This is a genomic window from Selenomonas sp. oral taxon 137 str. F0430 (assembly GCF_000183625.1).
Taxonomy (GTDB): domain Bacteria; phylum Bacillota; class Negativicutes; order Selenomonadales; family Selenomonadaceae; genus Centipeda; species Centipeda artemidis.
This window is the reverse complement of record NZ_AENV01000008.1, coordinates 362,714-380,378: the sequence shown is the minus strand read 5'-3', so window position 1 is coordinate 380,378 and position 17,665 is coordinate 362,714. Positions and strand designations below refer to the sequence as shown.

Sequence of the window (17,665 nt, the reverse complement as noted above, 5' to 3'; positions counted from 1 at the left end):
TCGTATTCTCCTCATGCCTAGCCATGCATCCAAACTGCCGCGTCACTCAGGTTACGGCGGCGTGACTTAGCGCCAAACATTGTTCCGCCTGTGCGATGTGATATGCTGCCTAAATAAAAACTTCACCTAAATTTAAGTTTTCCAACGCTCCATCCGATATATTCGGTGGAGCATTTTGTTTGCTCACATATCAAGAGGAGGTGATGCGATGAGAATTGCAGGCGAGCTGACGGCGCCGGTCGGGCAGGGAAGCAGGGGAACCCGGCACGGACGAAGAGCGATAGGCGGCAGCGAGGCGTCGTTTGCACAGGTACTCGAAGGGGAAAAACGGCGCGTCCGGTTCTCGCAGCACGCGGAAGAGCGGCTGCAAAGACGCGGCGTGATGCTCACAAACAGCGAGCTCGAGAAGCTCGGCAGTACGATTGACCGCATGAGGGAAAAGGGCGCAAGGGAAGCTCTTATCTACATGAAGGACAGTACCGCAATGGTCGTCTCCGTGACGAACCGTACCGTGATTACGGCGCTTGATGACGTAACCGCGGCAGACAGCATATTTACGAATATTGACAGTGCAGCCATTATCTGAAAAAGCCGGACCTACGGGAAGCTTTTGACCGCGCTCGACTAGTGCGGTCAGCATGGAGACACTGTGAACACAGATGTCTCTATTTTGGCGCGCAGGATCGTATGGACTGCGCCCTACGACAAGATAACGGCTCTTCCTTTGCACTGTCACACACGCAAAGGAGAGATTCATTATGATGCGTTCCATGTTCTCGGGTGTTTCCGGGCTGAAGGGTCATCAGACCCGCATGGATGTCATTGGCAACAACATCGCGAACGTCAACACGACGGGCTTCAAGGCGAGCCGCGTGACGTTTGCAGATATGATTTCACAGAACCTTTCAGGTGCGTCCGCACCGCAGGGGACGATCGGCGGCGTCAACCCGAAGCAGATCGGTCTCGGCATGGCGGTCGCGAGCACCGATCTCCTCTATACAAACGGATCCGTACAGTCGACGGGCAAGAACACCGACATCGCCATCTCGCGCGGCGACGGGCTCTTTGTTGTATCGCGCGGCAATGAGAAGTACTACACCCGCAACGGTGCGTTCGAGTTCGACGCGCAGGGCAACCTTACGATCCCGAGCACGGGTCTCTATGTGCAGGGCTATATGGCGAACAATGGCGTGATCTCAAACGGCGGAGCGAATACGACGAATATTCAAGTCCCGGCGGGTAAGTCCATGAAGGCCACGACGACGACGACGGCGTCCTTTACAAAGAACCTCAATGCGACGACACCGGGGTATGAGGTTGCGAATACTCTTGTGCGCTATGCGGACGGAACGACGGGAACGGTCAGCTCCTATACACCGACGGAGTCCGGCAGCTACGTTCTGACGACCGATAAAGGGAAGAAAATTAGAATTGCGAATACTGCACCGGCACAGGCGATCGGTTCCGCACCGAACGGCGCTCTCTATTCGTCCAATATCTCCAATATCACGGCGAAGACCGGCGGCACCGTGGATTTGCAGCTTGACGTAGATACTACCAACCCCTCCAGCCCGTTGAAGATTGGTACTGCGACGACGGTGAACCGTACAGGGCTGACGACGGGGACCTATGCCTTCGGCGATATGTATAACATCAGCGGCTCGATCACGGCGGCGACGACGGTTGCCGGAACGCCGCCGACAGTGAAGCTGACACTTGACACAGACAATAACATCAATCCGGGATCTACCGTCGAAGTGGTCGTCCCCAACCCGACGAGTTTTACTTATAAAGTGGGCGATAAGTATACGGGTCAGCTCAAGGTCTCAAAGGTGACGGGCAATACCGGCGCTACAGTGACGACGGCAGACGGCAACAAGGCCGAGCTCACGAGCGCACTGGCTGTCACTAGTGCGACGCAGACCTACGCACACACCGGCAGCGCGGCAGACGGGCTCATTACGGCAATTACACGTGAGTCCACCTATACATACGGTGGAAAGACCGTATCGAGCGTGACGCTGAATACAAAGACGGGCACTTCCGTCGACGGCCTTGTCGGTAAGAGCTATGCCGCAGGGGATACGTTCTATCCGTCGTTCACGTCTCTCATTACAGTCTACGATTCGCTTGGCAAGAGCCATTCCGTTCCCGTGGTCTTCACGAAGTCGTCGAACAACACGTGGACGCTTTCCCTCGGCACGGGCGGTGATACCTACAACATCACCGAGGAAGACGGAACAACGACGACGGTTGCGCTCTCGAAAACCGATTTGAAATTTGACGCTACAGGCGCCTATGTAAGCGGGTCGGCATCGCTCAATATGACCTATACGAACGGTGCCGCGGCACAACAGTTGACGATGAATCTCGCCGCCCTCACGCAGTATTCGGGGACAAGCACTGCCGCCGGGACGACGGACGGCAATGCGGCAGGGACACTCTCGAAGGTTGAGATCGACAGTGCGGGCGTGATCACGGGCACCTACACGAACGGTGTACGACAGAAAGAGGCGCAGATCGCGATGGCGCAGTTCAACAACCCGTCGGGGCTTACGAAGATGGGCGGCAACCTCTATCAGGAGTCGAACAACTCCGGTACGCGTACGATCAGCGGCGCGGCGGACATCGGTTCGGAGCTGACGACCTCGGCACTCGAGATGTCGAACGTCGACATTGCCGATCAGTTCTCCGACATGATCATCACACAGCGCGGTTTCCAGTCGAACTCGAAGATCATCACCGTCTCAGACGAGATGCTTGAAACCCTCATCAATATGAAGCGGTAAAATTTTATAGGATCTACAAGCGAGCCTATCGCATATGCGGCAGGCTTGCTTTTTTACTCTTTTGCACTTGCTGCGGCGGTGGAACTTAACGGCACACAAACATAGAAACTTTATTGATAGCAAATATAACTTTTATTTATACGCGCAATGCTTTACCTATAAAATAATATGATGTATAATAAAGTCGTTATGAGAACTGTATATGATGAGGGGCTTGTGTGGAAAGTGCCGCCGGAATGGTGCTTTCTAAGAATGGAGGAATTATATTCATGGACATGTTGTTAGGCTTTATTGTCCTCCTCGTCTGCCTCATTGTCGGCGTACGGCACGGCGGACTTGGACTTGCGGTGATCAGCGGAATCGGTCTTGTGATCTACACGTTCGGGTTCGGCTATCAGCCGGGCAAGCCGCCGGTCGACGTCATGCTGATCATCCTTGCGGTCGTGACCTGCGCGGGCTTCCTGCAGACGTCGGGCGGTCTCACTGTCATGCTGAAGTATGCGGAGAAGTTCCTCCGGAACAATCCGAAGCATGTCACGATCCTTGCGCCGCTGACAACGTGGTTCCTCACGGTGCTTTGCGGCACGGGACATGTCGTCTATACGATGTTCCCGATCATCTACGATATTGCCATCAAGCAGGGCATCCGTCCGGAGCGCCCGATGGCGGTGGCATCCGTTGCTTCGCAGATGGCGATCTGCGCATCGCCGGTATCGGTCGCAGTCGTATCGCTCGTCGCGTTCCTCTCTGCGTCGGGGCATGAGTTCACGGTGTTCCAAGTGCTCTCCGTGTCGATTCCGGCAACGTTCTCCGGCGTCCTTTTTGCGGCGCTGTGGAGCTATCGCCGCGGCAAGGATCTTGAGGACGACGAGCGCTTCCAGGAGTTCATCCGCGACCCGGAGAACAAGCAGTATGTCTACGGTGATTCCGAGACACTGCTCGATAAGGAGCTGCCGAAGGAATACTACCGTGCGATGTACATCTTCTTCGCCGGCATCATCGCGATTGCCGTGCTCGGCAACTTCCCCGAACTCCTGCCGAAATTTGCGGCAAAGGAGGGAGCGGCGCCGAAGCCCATCTCGATGGTTGTGGTCATTCAGATGGTCATGCTGCTCGTGGGCGCTGTGATCCTCATTACCTGCAAAATGAAGGCAAAGGATGTCGGCAATTCGCAGGTGTTCCGCTCGGGCGTTGTCGCGCTCGTCTCCGTCTACGGCGTCGCGTGGATGGCGGATACCTACTTTATGAACCATATCGCGTTCCTCAAGCAGTTCCTCGGCACCGCGGTGCAGACCTATCCGTGGGCATATGCGGTGCTCGCCTTCCTCACGTCGAAGCTCGTGAATTCGCAGGGCGCGGCAATCGCGATCGTGGTGCCGATGGCGATCAACGTGGGGATGGATCCCGTGATGATTCTGTCGTTTGTGTCGGCGTGTTACGGCTACTTCTTCCTGCCGACGTATCCATCCGACCTTGCGTGCATCGGGTTTGACCGCTCGGGGACAACGCGCATCGGCAAGTATATATTGAACCACTCGTTCATGATCCCGGGACTCATCGGTGTCAGCTCGGGCTGCTGCGTCGGGTATGTCGTCGCGCATCTGCTGTTCTGAACTCTTTTATGAATGAAAACTTCCGCAGAGGTTATGTCTCTGCGGTGGTTTTTTTATGCCCATATGTTATACTGTAACCGGAAGAGCTGTGAGGTGATTCTGTGCGTATTGTGATGTATCGGAAAAGTGACGGCACAAGTCCTGTGCAAGAGTTCATCGCTTCACTCGACGATAAAATGCAGGCAAAAGTAATCCGTGCGATCGATATGTTAGAACAACGAGGAAGTCAGCTCCGTGTGCCGATATCGAAAGAACTAGACGAAGGGATTTTCGAACGTCGTATTTCACTCGCAGGCAATGCAACGCGCATTTTGTATTTCTTTGTGATTGGCAATATGGCAGTACTGACCAACGGGTTCATCAAGAAAACAATGAAGACACCTCGATATGAAATTGAACGGGCAAAATGGTATCGTGCCGAATATTTAAAAAGGGGGCAACTATAATGCAAGCCGGTGTCGACTGGATGGAATTTCGTGAAGAGCTTTTGAAAAATCCTAAAGTGAAGAGAGAATACGATGCTCTTGAGGATTGGTACCGGGAAGAGCTTGCCCGTCAGCGGGCGGCAGACGCTGTGCAGGGGACATCCGTGCCTCCCACTGCAAAAACAAGTGCCGCGCCGGCAGCTTGTCTCTGATGTCATAAATATGTAAAAAACTCCCGAGGCGTCGGCGCTTCGGGAGTTTTGATATGCATATTGTATGTTGTGCCGATTCAGAGTATACTATGCTCAGCGCTGCGGCTGAGAATGTCCTTGCTGAAATCGATGAAGGACTGCGCCGCACGCGAGATGTAGCGGTCGCGTTTCCATGCGAGACCGACATCGACGTGTGTTGGTGTTGCGAGCGGGATCGCGCGGATCCCGGGGACATCGCGGACGACCATGTCGAGCAGGAATGCGATGCCGACGCCGCTCGCGACGAGTCCCATGATGGTGACGACCTGATTGGACTCGAGGACGATATTCGGCGTGATGTCCGCTGTTTTCATCTTTTGCAGCATGATCTGCCGGAGGAAGGAGCCTTCCTTGAGCATGATGAGGCTGCTGTCCTCGATGTCCTGCATCGTGATCGCCTTGCGCGCGGCGAGCGGGCTGTCCTCCTGTACGCAGCATACAATCTGACTGCGTGCCATAGGCAGGAGCCGCAGATTGGGCGCGGCTTCGGGGATGATGATGATGCCAAAGTCCAGCTCATCGCGCTCGAGCTGTTCGCGGATGGCAACGGAGCCTTCCTCGTGGAGGTAGACGTCCAGATGGGAATAGCGGCGCTGGAAACTCGAAAAAATCTTCGGGAAGAGATAGGCGCCCATCATCGGCGGGATGCCGATCTTGATCGTCCCCTTTTGCAGCTGCTTGTAGTCGTTGACTTCAAGCACAGCGTCTTGGATGCTGCGGAGCGCGACTTCGACGCGCCCGAGGAAGACAGCACCTTCGGGGGTGAGGGAGAGCTGTTTCTGACTCCGATCAAAGAGTTGGATGCCAAGCTCGCTTTCCAGTTTCTTGATGGCAACGGTGATGTTCGGCTGAGAAACGCGAAGGCGTTCGGCGGCACGCGTGATGTTTTTCAAGCGGCTTGCCATTTGGAAATACTCCAACTGCCGTAGTTCCATAAGACCATCCTCCTAATAATTATTTTTTATATGGCTTCTATTATACCATACTTTCAATGAATATATGGTTCTATAATGTAAATTTATTGAAAAATTTTCGGGAATTTTTGAGAGTTTTTTTAAAAAACAGGTAGGATTTTCGCGGGGTTTATGGAATAATATAGGAAGATGTGGACGTGTGTCTCCTTTTTGCTGTATGGGGCAGCCGTGAGAATGCGCGTCCGGCGACCGAGAGAAATGGATTGGGGGCTTTTGCGTTGGAAAAATCAACGGTCATCGGGATCATCATGGGTATCATCTCGATCTTTGTTGGTATGATCCTAAAAGGAGCGCCGCTTTCGGCACTGAACAACCCGGCGGCGTTCCTTATCATTATCGGCGGCACGTTCTCGTGTCTCTTTATCGGGTTCCGCATGGAACAGCTGGGGAACTTTGTCAATCTGATTAAGAAGACGTGCCAGGTGCCGCAGCTCCAGGAAAAGGGACAGCTGGTGCAGCAGTTCATCGAGCTGTCGCAGATTGCGCGCCGCGAGGGCATCCTCGCACTTGAGAGCAAGGCGCAGGAGATAGAGGATCCTTTCTTCCGTACAGGGCTCGGGATGGTCATCGACGGTATGGATCCCGACTTCGTCGGTGATGTGCTCGATGCGGAGCTTGCCATCATGCAGGAACGTCATGCCGAAGGGCGCTCGATGTTCACGCAGGCAGGCACCTATGCGCCGACACTGGGCGTTCTCGGCGCCGTTGTCGGCCTGATCGCGGCACTCGGAAACCTCAACGATATTGATAAGCTCGGTCACTCCATTGCCGCGGCGTTCGTCGCGACGATTCTCGGTATCTTCACGGGATACGTTCTGTGGATGCCGTTTGCAAACAAGCTCAAGATCATGTCCGAACAGGAAGTCAGTCAAAAACGCATGATCATTGAGGGCATTCTCTCGCTCCAAGCCGGCGATTCGCCGACGGCGATTGAGGCAAAGCTCATGGTCTTTATCCCGCAGACGGAGCGTGAGGCGCTGAAGGGAGAGGGCTGATATGGCGCGTAAAAAACATGCGAAGCCGCATGAGGAGGAAGTGGGCGAGGCTTGGCTGCTGCCCTATTCCGATCTGATGACGCTGCTCTTGGCGCTCTTTATCGCACTCTTTGCGATGTCCCAAACGGACGCATCGAAGATGCAGGCGCTTGCACAGGCGTTTACGGCGGCGTTCAACATGGGCGGGCCGTCGTTCTTCTCCGGCATGGGCCCGTCGACATCGCAGACTGCGCCGTCGATCAGCGGCAATGACAACGGTAACGGCGCCTATATGAAGGAGAATGAGAACCTTTCGGAGGCGCAGGAGAAGCTCGAACAATACATCAAGGAACACGATTTGCAGGATCAGGTGAGCACGGAGCTCTCCGAGGACGGTTTGATGATCCGCCTGAAGGAGAAAGCGCTGTTCGACTCCGGTTCCGCGGCTCTCCAAGGGCAGGCGGAGCAGATTGTACCCGTGATCGCGGCGCTCCTTACCTCGCTGCCGGAGCGCGTGACGATCTCCGGGCATACGGATAATGTGCCGATCGCAACGTCTCAGTTCCCGTCGAACTGGGAGCTGAGTTCCGCGCGTGCGGTGAGTCTCATGCGCGGTCTGATGGGGGCGCAGCCCTCGCTGAATCCGGCGCGGTTCAGCGCGCTCGGCTACAGCGAGTATCGTCCGATCGCGAGCAACGATACGGAGGAGGGGCGTGCGCAGAATCGCCGCGTCGAGGTGTTCATTGCACGCAGTATGCGCTTTAGCCAAGAGGATTCGAGTACATCCTCAGACGGCAAGGTCGTGTCAAATGCAAATGCGCCGTCAACGTCCATGCCAAAATCGGCGGCAGGAGAACCGTCGGCGAATATGAGCGTGGGAACCGCACCGATGGGCGCGGAGCAGCGTCCGACGCAGACGACGCCGGGCGTTGTTCCGGCTCCCCTGCAGCACTGATCGTGCAGGGGAAATACAAAGAGAGATTGAAAGGGGCTGTTGCGGGGGCAATGGCTCCTTTTTGTATCATGAATCGGCAGAGGTGGACATTCCATGATCCTAGGTGTTGGCAGCGATATCATTCATATTCCGCGCATTGCGAAGGCGATTGAGAACCCGCGCTTTGTGGCGCGCGTCTATACGGCGGGAGAAATCGCTTATGCGCGGGGGCGAGGTGCCGGCGCCGCCGCAAGCTTTGCCGCACGGTTCGCAGGCAAAGAGGCGGTGATGAAAGCGTTCGGCACGGGGCTGCGCGACGGAACGCTGCTCGACATCGAGATCCTGCCCGATGCGCTTGGGGCGCCGCAGGCGGGGCTCACAGGTGCGTTTGCAGCGCGCGCGGCGGCAATGGGTGTCATACGCGTATGGATCACGCTTAGTCATGAAAAAGAATATGCGACGGCATATTGTGTTTTGGAGGGATCATTATGAATATCGCATTTGCATCGGATATGCGGACGATTGACGAACGCGTTGTCGGGGAGTACGGTCTCCCGGCACTTGCTCTCATGGAGAATGCGGGACGGCGCACAGCGGAGGAAACGGTGTCTCTCATCGGAAGCGCACGAGGGAAGTCCGTCTGCGTCTTTGCGGGCGGCGGCAACAACGGCGGCGATGCCTTTGCTGCCGCACGGCATCTGATGAATATGGGCGCGCGCGTGAAGCTGTTTTTTACCGGAAATGAGGAGCGTCTTGGCGATGCGGCACGCGCGATGCACGATGCCGTTCGGGCGATGGGCGTGGAGGTGCGTCTGCTTGAGAGCGATCGAGACTGGGATCGCCTGCGCGTTGCGCTGCGCTTTGCAGACGGCGTTGTGGACGGCATCCTCGGCACGGGTGTGCAGGGGGAACTTCGCAAGCCTGTGATCCATCTCATTGAGGAGATGAATGCGGCCGGGAAAAAGACGCTCTCCATCGATGTGCCGAGCGGCGTGGAGGCGGATACGGGGCGGATTGTTTCGCTTGCGGTACAGGCACATCGGACGCTTGCGCTTGGACTGCCGAAAGTTGGGCATTTCATCGGGCAGGGCGCAAATAATACCGGAGAGTTGCTTGTGGACGATATCGGCATTCCGCGGGCGCTTCTCACGGGCGAGAGTCTGCGTCAGTCGCTCATCACGCAGGAAACGGTGACGAAACTGCTGCCGGTGCGCCGCCGCGATGTGCATAAGGGAGACTGTGGGCGCATCCTTATCCTTGCGGGCTCGGTCGGTATGACAGGCGCGGCGGCGATGGCGGCAGAGGCGGCACTGCGCATCGGCGCAGGGCTTGTGACACTTGCCGTACCGGAGCGGATCTATGAGATCCTTGCGGCGAAACTGAACGAGGTCATGGTTGTGCCGATCCCGGACGAGGGCAAGGGCTGCTTCGGCGGCATGGAGGCGCTGCAAAAATCTCTCTCGCTTGCGGCGCCGGCAGATGCCGTGCTGATCGGTCCGGGGCTTGGTCGTGCGGCAGAGACGGCGGAGTTCGTTCGGCTCTTTGCTGCCGACGTCAAGGCTCCGCTCGTGATGGATGCGGATGCAATTTGGGCATTTGCGGGTCAGCTCACGGCGCTCCGGGATCTGCCGCAGGTGCCGATCCTCACGCCGCATATCGGGGAGTTCGCCCATCTCCTTGGAAAATCTGCGGAGGAGGTGCGTGCGAACCTCCTGCAAACAGCACGGAATGCGGCGCGCGACTGCCAGGCAGTCTTTGTGGTGAAGAGCGAGTGTACGATTGTCGTCTATCCGGACGGGGACGCATTCTTTACGACCTGCGGCAACCCGGGCATGGCGACGGCAGGGAGCGGCGACGTGCTCGCAGGGACGATTGCGGGGCTGATGCGCCAGATGGAGAGCGGCATGACGCCGATCGTCGGTGTATATCTGCACGGGCGTGCAGGTGACCTTACTTATGAGCGCAAAGGAAATGGTCTGATGGCACGCGATATTCTGATGAAGCTTCCGAAAGCACGCAAGGAGTTGACAAGATAAACGCGCGGTACTATGATAAGGAATACATTTTGAACGGAAGGGCGTTCTCGTGCCCTCTCCATTAGGAAAGAGGCGTCTATTTATGGCAAAGGCGGATATTGACTGGGAGCATCTCGAGTTTTCCTACCGCGCTCTGCCGCAGCGCTATGTGGCGCATTATGCGGACGGAAAATGGGATGAGGGAGGTCTTTCCTCCGAGGCGACGGTTGCGATCAGCGAATGTGCGGGCATTCTGCAATACTGTCAGGAGGTTTTCGAAGGGTTGAAGGCGTATGAGACCGTTGACGGACACATCGTTGCGTTTCGCCCGGATCTCAACGCGGCGCGTATGTACGATTCGGCGGCATATCTTGAGATGCCGTCCTTTCCAAAAGAGCGCTTCCTCGCGGCGGTCGACGCGGTGGTCAAGGCGAACCGCGACTATGTGCCGCCGTACGGCTCGGATGCATCGCTTTACCTGCGTCCCTTCATGTTCGCATCGGGCGAGGTGATCGGGGTAAAGCCGGCGGATGCGTATGAGTTTCGGCTCTTCGGCACGCCCGTGGGGGCTTATTTTAAGGGCGGGGTAAAGTCCGTACGGCTCTGCGTGAGCGCGTTCGACCGTGCGGCACCGCACGGGACGGGGCACATCAAGGCGGGGCTGAACTACGCGATGAGTCTCCATGCCTATATGACAGCACATGCGGCGGGATTCGACGAGAATATGTTCCTTGATGCGGCGACGCGCACCTATGTCGAGGAGACCGGCGGTGCGAATTTCCTCTTCGTCACGGGAGACGGAACGATCGTGACGCCGAAATCAGATTCCATTCTGCCGTCGATCACGCGCCGCTCTCTCGTCCATATCGCCGAGCATATCCTCGGGATGAAGGTGGAGCATCGTCCCGTGCCGTTCGAAGAACTCGCGTCTTTTTCCGAGTGCGGACTCTGCGGGACGGCGGCGGTCATCTCTCCCGTCGGCTCAGTGACGCACGGCGACCGCGTGATCGTGTTCCCGGACAGTTCCGATCATATGGGACCGGTGCTGCAAAAGCTGTACGATACGCTGCGCGGTATCCAGCTCGGCACCGTGCCTGCGCCCGAGGGATGGATCCGTAAAATTTGTTAAGCAACGGGATTGCCGCCATTGTGCCCAAACATATTGGGCAGGGGCGGCAGTCCCAAATTTTTTTGAAAAGAAAAGAAAGACAAAAAGGATTTTGGGCGGTCTCAGAGAATTTCTTAAATATAGCATCGGTTCGGATTTGTGTGCGCAGATTCGTAGGGAAGGCGGGGGCGCACGGAAACGGGAGAGACGGAGAGGGAAGTTTAACGCTTGGGGGTTCATATGCCGTTTGATTTTACAATGCCGACGCAGTTTCGCGGCATTCTGTCGACCATCACACCGCTCGATGTACTCGATATTCTCATCGTGGCGGTCATTCTCTACCGCGTCTATATCATGCTCGAGGATACCCGCGCCATTACGCTTGGCAAGGGTATCCTTGTGCTGCTCGGCATCACGGTGGTGGCGAGCTGGTTTGATCTGCATGTCATCTCGTGGCTGCTGCAAAAATCCGTGACACTGCTCTTTGTCGCGCTGCCGATCGTCTTTCAGCCGGAGCTGCGCCGTGCGCTCGAACATCTCGGCCAGGGGCGCTTCCTCGGTGCGGGAGGGCTTCTCGACGATGAGGAGGCGCAGAGTACGATTCGCGAGATCCGGAATGCCGTGAAGATCCTTTCGACCAATAAAATCGGCGCGCTGCTCGTCATTGAGCGAAATATGGGACTGAACGACATCAGCGCAACGGGGATACAGATTGACGGGCTCATCACCTCGGATTTTCTTATCAACGTGTTTATTCCGAATACGCCGCTCCATGACGGCGCGGCGGTCATTCGCGGGAAGCGGCTCATCGCTGCGGGCTGTCTCCTGCCGCTGACGGAGAACCGTACACTCTCGAGCGAGCTCGGCACGCGCCACCGTGCCGCAATCGGGCTTTCGGAGCAGTGCGACGCACTCATCGTCGTTGTCAGCGAGGAGACGGGAACGATCTCGATCGCTGAGAACGGGAGGATCCACCGGCATCTGGATGAGGATCAGCTTACGCACATTCTCACACCCGCTTTTGCCTACAGCGCGCGCTCGTCGATCTTTGAACTGGTTCGGGGCTGGAGGAAGAAATGATGAACGCTCTGCGAGATATAGTGCAGCACAATTGGCTCGTGAAAATCTGTGCGCTCGTCATTGCCATTTTGCTTTGGCTCTATGTGATGAACGATCAAAATCCGGCGATCGAGGGCAGCTATTCGATTCCCGTATCCATGGCGGATGCGCCCGACGGGTATCGTATGCATGCCTCCGCCGAAACGGTAACGATCCGTGTGCGTGCGCCGCGTTCGGCGTTTGTCGCGGCGGATCGCGGCGATTTCCATGCCAAGCTGAATTTCGCGGACTACGCGGAGGGAGATAAAAATTATCCGGTGGAGACGACAATCCCATACGGGTTTGAGCTCATCAGCACGTCGCCCGATAAAATTACGGTCTCTCTTGACCGTATCGTGCAGAAGTCGTTTAAGGTGGATGTGATGACGAGCGGCACGCCGGCAAGCGGCGTCGCCGTAGACAAGATTTCACAGACCGTTGCGGCGGCGACGGTCGAAGGGCCGCGCTCCGAGGTGGATCGTGTGACACGCATCGTGGCGCATGTGAATCTCGGCGGGCAGGGGCAGGATTTTTCCGTGGCAGCACCGCTTCTTGCGATGAACAGCGACGGACGTGAGTCCTCCGAGGTCGTCGTCTCGCCGAGCCAAACGGAGATCGCGGTGAAGCTTGCGCGCGGCCTCACGCGCAAGGTGGTAGAGATCAAGGTCAAAGCGCAGAGCGATCTCTCACCGAACCTGAAGCTCGAAGGCATCACCGCCGCGCCGACGCGCATCGAGATTGCAGGCGCAGAAGACGTGCTCAAATCCATCACGAGCATCGATACGGAGGAGATCTCGCTCGCGGATGTCAAGGAAAACGAGACGCGCCGCGTGCAGCTTCGCCTGCCCGCAGGGGTTACGGTGACGGATCCGAATGTAACCGTAGAGATTAAGGTCGGAGCGATGAGATGATCCGCATCAAAAATCTGCGCGTTCCCTACGATGCAGCGCAGCCCCTCGCAATGATTGCGGCAGAGCGGCTTTCGCTGCCGACCCGAGCTGTGCGCGGGGTGTTTGTCGTTCATAAGGCGCTTGACGCACGCCGTTACCGCGGCGCGCCGATCGTGCGGGTCTATATGCTCGACGTGCAGGTGGAGGACGAGCGCGCCGTTCTTCGGAAACACAGAAAAGATAAGGATATTGCTCCTGCGCGGGATGAGAATCCTATGGAGCTCTTGCCGCCGGGCATTTTTACGGCACGCAGCGTGCATCGCCCCGTCGTTGTGGGATTTGGTCCCGCGGGTATCTTTGCCGCGTGGGTGCTTGCACAAGCGGGGGCGGCGCCGATTGTCCTCGAACGCGGGCGCGACGTCGACCGCCGTACGCAGGACGTGGCGGTGTTTTGGAAAACGGGGCGGCTCGATCCGCTGTCCAACGTGCAGTTCGGCGAGGGAGGCGCGGGGACGTTCTCCGACGGGAAGCTCACGGCACGCAGCAGCGATCCGCGGATGCGTGCCATCATCGAGGCGTTTATCGCGGCGGGCGCACCCGAGGAAATCCGTGTGCTCCAAAAACCGCACATCGGGACGGACATCCTGCGTACGGTCGTGAAAAATCTGCGCGCCGAAATCATACGATGCGGCGGCACAGTGCGATTTGAGACGCAGGTGACAGGTGTTGAGCGAAAGGACGGGCGCATTGCGGCTGTCGTAGTGAACGAAGCGGAGCGCATCCCGGCGGACGCGGTATTCCTCGGCATCGGGCATTCGGCACGCGATACCTATGCGATGCTCCATGCGGCGGCGCTTGCCATGACGGCAAAGCCGTTCGCCGTCGGCGTGCGCATCGAGCATCCGCAAGCGTTTATCGATCGGATGCAGTACGGCGCGGCGGACTATGAACTGCTGCCCGCCGCCGACTATGCGCTGACCTACCGCGACGATACGGCCGGACGCGGCGTCTACTCGTTCTGCATGTGCCCGGGCGGCATGGTGGTCGCGGCGGCATCGGAACAGGGAATGCTCGCGACGAACGGCATGAGCAATTACCGCCGCAACTCCGGGACGGCGAACAGTGCGCTTCTCGTGCAGGTAAGTCCTGCGGATTGGAACGGCGACGTGCTCGGCGGTATCCGATTGCAGCGTGACCTTGAACGTAGTGCGTTCCGTGCGGGCGGCGGCGATTATTGCGCCCCTGTGCAGTCCGTCGGGGATTTCCTCGCGGGGCGGACGGGGACGCGTGACTTTGCCGTCACGCCGACCTATGCGCCGGGCGTGCGTCCCGGCGATCTGCATGAGGTGCTGCCCGCGTTCGCTGCGGGCGCGCTTGCGCGCGCACTCGTACATTGGGAGCGTCGCATCCCGGGCTTTGGCGCGTCGGATATTCCCCTGACGGGCGTTGAGTCACGCTCTTCCGCGCCCTGCCGCATCGTTCGCGATGCGCGGACGATGCAGGCGGAGGGGACGGCAGGGCTGTACCCGATCGGCGAGGGGGCGGGCTACGCGGGCGGCATCATGAGCGCGGCGCTCGACGGAGTGAAAGCCGCGCTTGCTTTTTTGACGCAGATACAGTAGATTATGGAAGAGCAATCATAACCTGAGAATAAGGGGCTGTTAATGTTGAGATTATTTGGGACGGACGGCGTACGCGGCGAGGCAAATACGGAGCTGTCGCCGGAGCTGGCATATCGGCTCGGGCGCGCGGCGACACTTTACTTCGGCGCGCATGAGGAGGCGCGTCCGCGCATCCTGATTGGGCGGGACACGCGCATTTCGGGCGAGATGTTCGAGGCGGCGCTCACGGCGGGCATCTGCTCGGCGGGCGGCGTTGCGATTCTCGCGGGCATTGTTCCGACGCCTGCCATCGCCTACCTTGCGCACAAACACCGGACGCAGGCGGGCATTGTGATCTCGGCGTCGCACAATCCGTTCGGCGACAACGGCATCAAGTTCTTTGGCGGCGACGGCTATAAGCTCCCGGATGCAGTGGAGGACGAACTCGAGGCGCTCGTTCGGCGGATCGAAGCGGGCGACGACGCAGCGCGTCCCACGGGGCGGCATGTCGGTACGGTAGAGCGCCGGCACGATCTCGTCAATCAGTATGTGGACTATGTCGTCGGCACCTGCCCGCAGCGGCTCGACGGCATGAAGATCGTACTCGACTGCGCGAACGGCGCGGCATATGAGGCAATGCCGAAGGTGCTGCGCGCGCTCGGCGCGGAGCTTAAGGTCATTCATGCGCTCCCGAACGGTGTCAACATCAACGACAACTGCGGCTCGACACATTTGGACTCCCTGCGCCGTACGGTGCTCGAAACAGGCGCGGACATCGGCATCGCCCACGACGGCGACGCGGATCGCTGTCTCTGTCTCGATGAAACAGGGGCGCTCATCGACGGTGACCACATCCTTGTGGCGTGCGCGGGAGAGATGCTGCGTGCCGGGAGACTTCCGCATAAGACCGTGGTCTCAACGGTCATGGCGAATATCGGATTTCATAAGGCAATCGAGGCGCTCGGCGGGCACGTCGAGGTGACGCAGGTCGGCGACCGCTATGTGCTCGAGGCGATGCGCCGCAGCGGCTATACCATCGGCGGCGAGCAGTCGGGGCATATCATCTTTGCCGACTACGGCACGACGGGCGACGGCCTTGTGACGGCGCTGCAGGTGCTTGCAGTGCTCAAACGCAGCGGGGAAAAGGCATCCGAGCTGAATGCGCTCATGACGACCTATCCGCAGCTCCTCGTCAACGTGCGGGTAAAGACAAAGGAAGGCTGGTCGGAGAACACGGCGATCCGCGCGGCGATCCGTGCGGGAGAGGAACGCCTCGGCGCGGACGGGCGCGTGCTCGTGCGTCCCTCGGGGACGGAGCCGCTCATCCGCGTGATGGCGGAGGGGACGGATCAAAAACAGCTTGAGGAGATCTGCGGCGCGATCGCAGATGTTGTATTGCGGGAGCAGGGGGAGGCGTAACGCATTATGCCACATGTCACGGCGATTCTGTTCGTACTCATCGCCGGTGTCATGTGGGCGGCGAGCGGTACGGCGGCGCAGCATTTCTATACGCAGTCAACGCATGCTCCTCTTGAACTGACGCAGGTGCGGCTGTTCCTCTCGAGCAGTCTGTTTTTCCTGCTTGCATGGTGGAGCGGGGGGCTTAGGCGCGGTTTGCGCTCTCTGCGGCGCAATCCGCGGATTTTGATCAAACTTGCGATCTTTGGCGTCATCGGCATCATGTCGGTACAGTATACGTATTTTGAAGGGATCGCGGCGGGCGACGCAGCGGCGACGACGGTCATCACCTATACGTCGCCCGTCATCATGATCCTCTATATGGCGCTGCGGCATCACCGTATCCCATCGCATATGGAAATGGTGACGGTTGCGGCGGCGGTCACGGGCGTGTTCCTGCTCGTGACGGGCGGCAATCCCGAACGACTGTCCGTGCCGATTGCCTGCGTTCTGTGGAGTCTTGCTTCGGCGGTGACGTTCACGTTTGCAATGATTTACCCCGTGCATCTGCTGCATCTCTTTGACCGATTCTTCCTGCTTGCCGTCTGTATGCTGATGGGCGGGCTCTCGCTGCTCCCCATCACACATGCGGTGACGGAGATTCCAAGTTTCTTTACGCCGCAGACGACGCTTGATCTCTTTGTCATCGTGGTGCTTGGTACGGTAGTGGCGTTCTTTACGTTCAACGCGGGGCTGCGCTGGCTCTCGCCCGAGGAGGCGGCGATCACGGCGACGATCGAGCCGGTGGCGAGCGTGCTCTTTGCGTATATTATCTTTGACACGCATTTTGTACCGATGCAGGTGCTCGGTATTTTCCTTGTCGTAGCGGCGATTGCCGTGCCGAATCTGCAAAAGAAGAGGAGAGCCGCATGAAGATCCCACTGCGCTATCAGATGTCGGAGTATGACTGCGGCCCGACGGCGCTGCTGAATGCGATGAGCTTCCTCTTTGACCGTGCGGAGATCCCGCCCGAGATCATCCGCAGCGTTATGCTGTACTCGCTCGACTGCTACGGTATGGATGGGCGTGCGTGCAAGGCGGGCACGTCGCGCATGGCGATGATGTATCTCTCCAATTGGCTGGAGGGGTTCAGCCGCGCGACCGAGTTCCCGCTCTCGTGCCGTTATATCGCGGGATGCCGTGTCCGCGTCGGGCGGGACAGCGACATCAACGATGCCCTCGTGCGCGGCGGTGTGGCGGTCGTGCGTCTCTTCTATGAGGTGGAGCATTATGCGCTCATCACGGGAGCGGAGGAGGATCGGATTTACCTCTTTGATCCCTATTATTTGGAGGAAGCGGAGCCGGAGTTCGTGCGTGACGGCGTGACGGTGACCTGCGCGCACCCGCACGCATACAACCGTATCGTGCCGTATTCCTGTCTCAACAGGGAGACGCGCGAGCTCTACGCACTCGGTGCACCGGATGACCGCGAGGCGGTGCTGCTCTTTGACGCACGGACACGCAGAGAGCCGGGCGATACGATCGAATATTTTATTTAGGAAAACCTTGAAAATACGGGATGCCGGGGAGGATGC

General features: G+C 58.1%; 17 protein-coding genes. 16 read left to right on the top strand and 1 reads right to left on the bottom strand.

Going from position 1 to position 17,665, the window contains the following annotated elements; genetic code table 11:
• Positions 1-208 precede the first annotated feature (208 nt).
• From HMPREF9162_RS07115 to HMPREF9162_RS07095, 5 genes are all read left to right on the top strand, one after another.
• Positions 209-586, top strand: a complete 378-nt coding sequence (locus HMPREF9162_RS07115) for a TIGR02530 family flagellar biosynthesis protein (protein WP_009438883.1) — start codon at positions 209-211, stop codon at positions 584-586.
• 172 nt (positions 587-758) lie between these two features.
• Complete coding sequence (locus HMPREF9162_RS07110; protein WP_009438839.1) at positions 759-2,789, top strand: flagellar hook-basal body complex protein; 2,031 nt, start codon at positions 759-761, stop codon at positions 2,787-2,789.
• Positions 2,790-3,058: 269 nt separating this feature from the next.
• On the top strand, positions 3,059-4,402 hold the full coding sequence (locus HMPREF9162_RS07105) for an anaerobic C4-dicarboxylate transporter (RefSeq protein ID WP_037350358.1): 1,344 nt from the start codon (positions 3,059-3,061) through the stop codon (positions 4,400-4,402).
• Between the two features lie 101 nt (positions 4,403-4,503).
• Entirely contained in the window at positions 4,504-4,848 is a 345-nt protein-coding gene (locus tag HMPREF9162_RS07100; protein WP_009438889.1) for a type II toxin-antitoxin system RelE/ParE family toxin, read from the top strand.
• Positions 4,848-5,039 carry a hypothetical protein gene (locus HMPREF9162_RS07095; protein ID WP_009349275.1) on the top strand — a complete coding sequence of 64 codons (192 nt, stop codon included), beginning with the start codon at positions 4,848-4,850 and terminating at the stop codon, positions 5,037-5,039. The genes HMPREF9162_RS07100 and HMPREF9162_RS07095 overlap by 1 nt, the downstream gene beginning before the upstream one ends.
• Positions 5,040-5,116: 77 nt before the next feature.
• On the opposite strand, the gene HMPREF9162_RS07090 is transcribed toward HMPREF9162_RS07095, so the two are convergent.
• Positions 5,117-6,013 (bottom strand): LysR family transcriptional regulator, encoded by an 897-nt coding sequence (locus tag HMPREF9162_RS07090; RefSeq protein ID WP_009349274.1) that lies wholly within the window; start codon positions 6,011-6,013, stop codon positions 5,117-5,119.
• Positions 6,014-6,255: 242 nt separating this feature from the next.
• Between HMPREF9162_RS07090 and motA the strand changes: the two genes are divergently transcribed.
• The 11 genes from motA to HMPREF9162_RS07035 all read left to right on the top strand — a co-directional run bounded on the left by motA (position 6,256) and on the right by HMPREF9162_RS07035 (position 17,629).
• Complete coding sequence (motA, locus tag HMPREF9162_RS07085) at positions 6,256-7,047, top strand: flagellar motor stator protein MotA (protein WP_026762147.1); 792 nt, start codon at positions 6,256-6,258, stop codon at positions 7,045-7,047.
• A gap of 1 nt (position 7,048) precedes the next feature.
• Positions 7,049-7,981, top strand: a complete 933-nt coding sequence (locus HMPREF9162_RS07080; protein ID WP_009438739.1) for a flagellar motor protein MotB — start codon at positions 7,049-7,051, stop codon at positions 7,979-7,981.
• A 93-nt stretch (positions 7,982-8,074) separates the two neighbouring features.
• Positions 8,075-8,452 carry a holo-ACP synthase gene (gene acpS / locus HMPREF9162_RS07075; RefSeq protein ID WP_009438624.1) on the top strand — a complete coding sequence of 126 codons (378 nt, stop codon included), beginning with the start codon at positions 8,075-8,077 and terminating at the stop codon, positions 8,450-8,452.
• The gene (locus tag HMPREF9162_RS07070; protein ID WP_009438892.1) at positions 8,449-9,996 is read left to right on the top strand and encodes an NAD(P)H-hydrate dehydratase; all 1,548 of its coding nucleotides are present in this window, start codon (positions 8,449-8,451) and stop codon (positions 9,994-9,996) included. The genes acpS and HMPREF9162_RS07070 overlap by 4 nt, the downstream gene beginning before the upstream one ends.
• An 82-nt stretch (positions 9,997-10,078) precedes the next feature.
• Positions 10,079-11,104: a branched-chain amino acid aminotransferase gene (locus tag HMPREF9162_RS07065; protein WP_009438783.1), complete on the top strand. Its 1,026-nt coding sequence runs from the start codon at positions 10,079-10,081 to the stop codon at positions 11,102-11,104.
• Positions 11,105-11,323: 219 nt separating this feature from the next.
• Complete coding sequence (cdaA, locus tag HMPREF9162_RS07060) at positions 11,324-12,163, top strand: diadenylate cyclase CdaA (protein WP_009349267.1); 840 nt, start codon at positions 11,324-11,326, stop codon at positions 12,161-12,163.
• Entirely contained in the window at positions 12,163-13,092 is a 930-nt protein-coding gene (locus tag HMPREF9162_RS07055; RefSeq protein WP_009438893.1) for a YbbR-like domain-containing protein, read from the top strand. Before cdaA ends, HMPREF9162_RS07055 begins: the two co-directional genes overlap by 1 nt.
• Positions 13,089-14,693, top strand: coding sequence for an NAD(P)/FAD-dependent oxidoreductase (locus tag HMPREF9162_RS07050; RefSeq protein WP_009438940.1), 1,605 nt, complete (start codon positions 13,089-13,091; stop codon positions 14,691-14,693). Before HMPREF9162_RS07055 ends, HMPREF9162_RS07050 begins: the two co-directional genes overlap by 4 nt.
• Positions 14,694-14,735: 42 nt before the next feature.
• Complete coding sequence (glmM, locus tag HMPREF9162_RS07045) at positions 14,736-16,091, top strand: phosphoglucosamine mutase (RefSeq protein WP_009438730.1); 1,356 nt, start codon at positions 14,736-14,738, stop codon at positions 16,089-16,091.
• A 6-nt stretch (positions 16,092-16,097) separates the two neighbouring features.
• Positions 16,098-17,003 (top strand): DMT family transporter, encoded by a 906-nt coding sequence (locus HMPREF9162_RS07040; protein WP_009438804.1) that lies wholly within the window; start codon positions 16,098-16,100, stop codon positions 17,001-17,003.
• On the top strand, positions 17,000-17,629 hold the full coding sequence (locus tag HMPREF9162_RS07035; RefSeq protein ID WP_009438899.1) for a hypothetical protein: 630 nt from the start codon (positions 17,000-17,002) through the stop codon (positions 17,627-17,629). The genes HMPREF9162_RS07040 and HMPREF9162_RS07035 overlap by 4 nt, the downstream gene beginning before the upstream one ends.
• Positions 17,630-17,665: the final 36 nt, after the last annotated feature.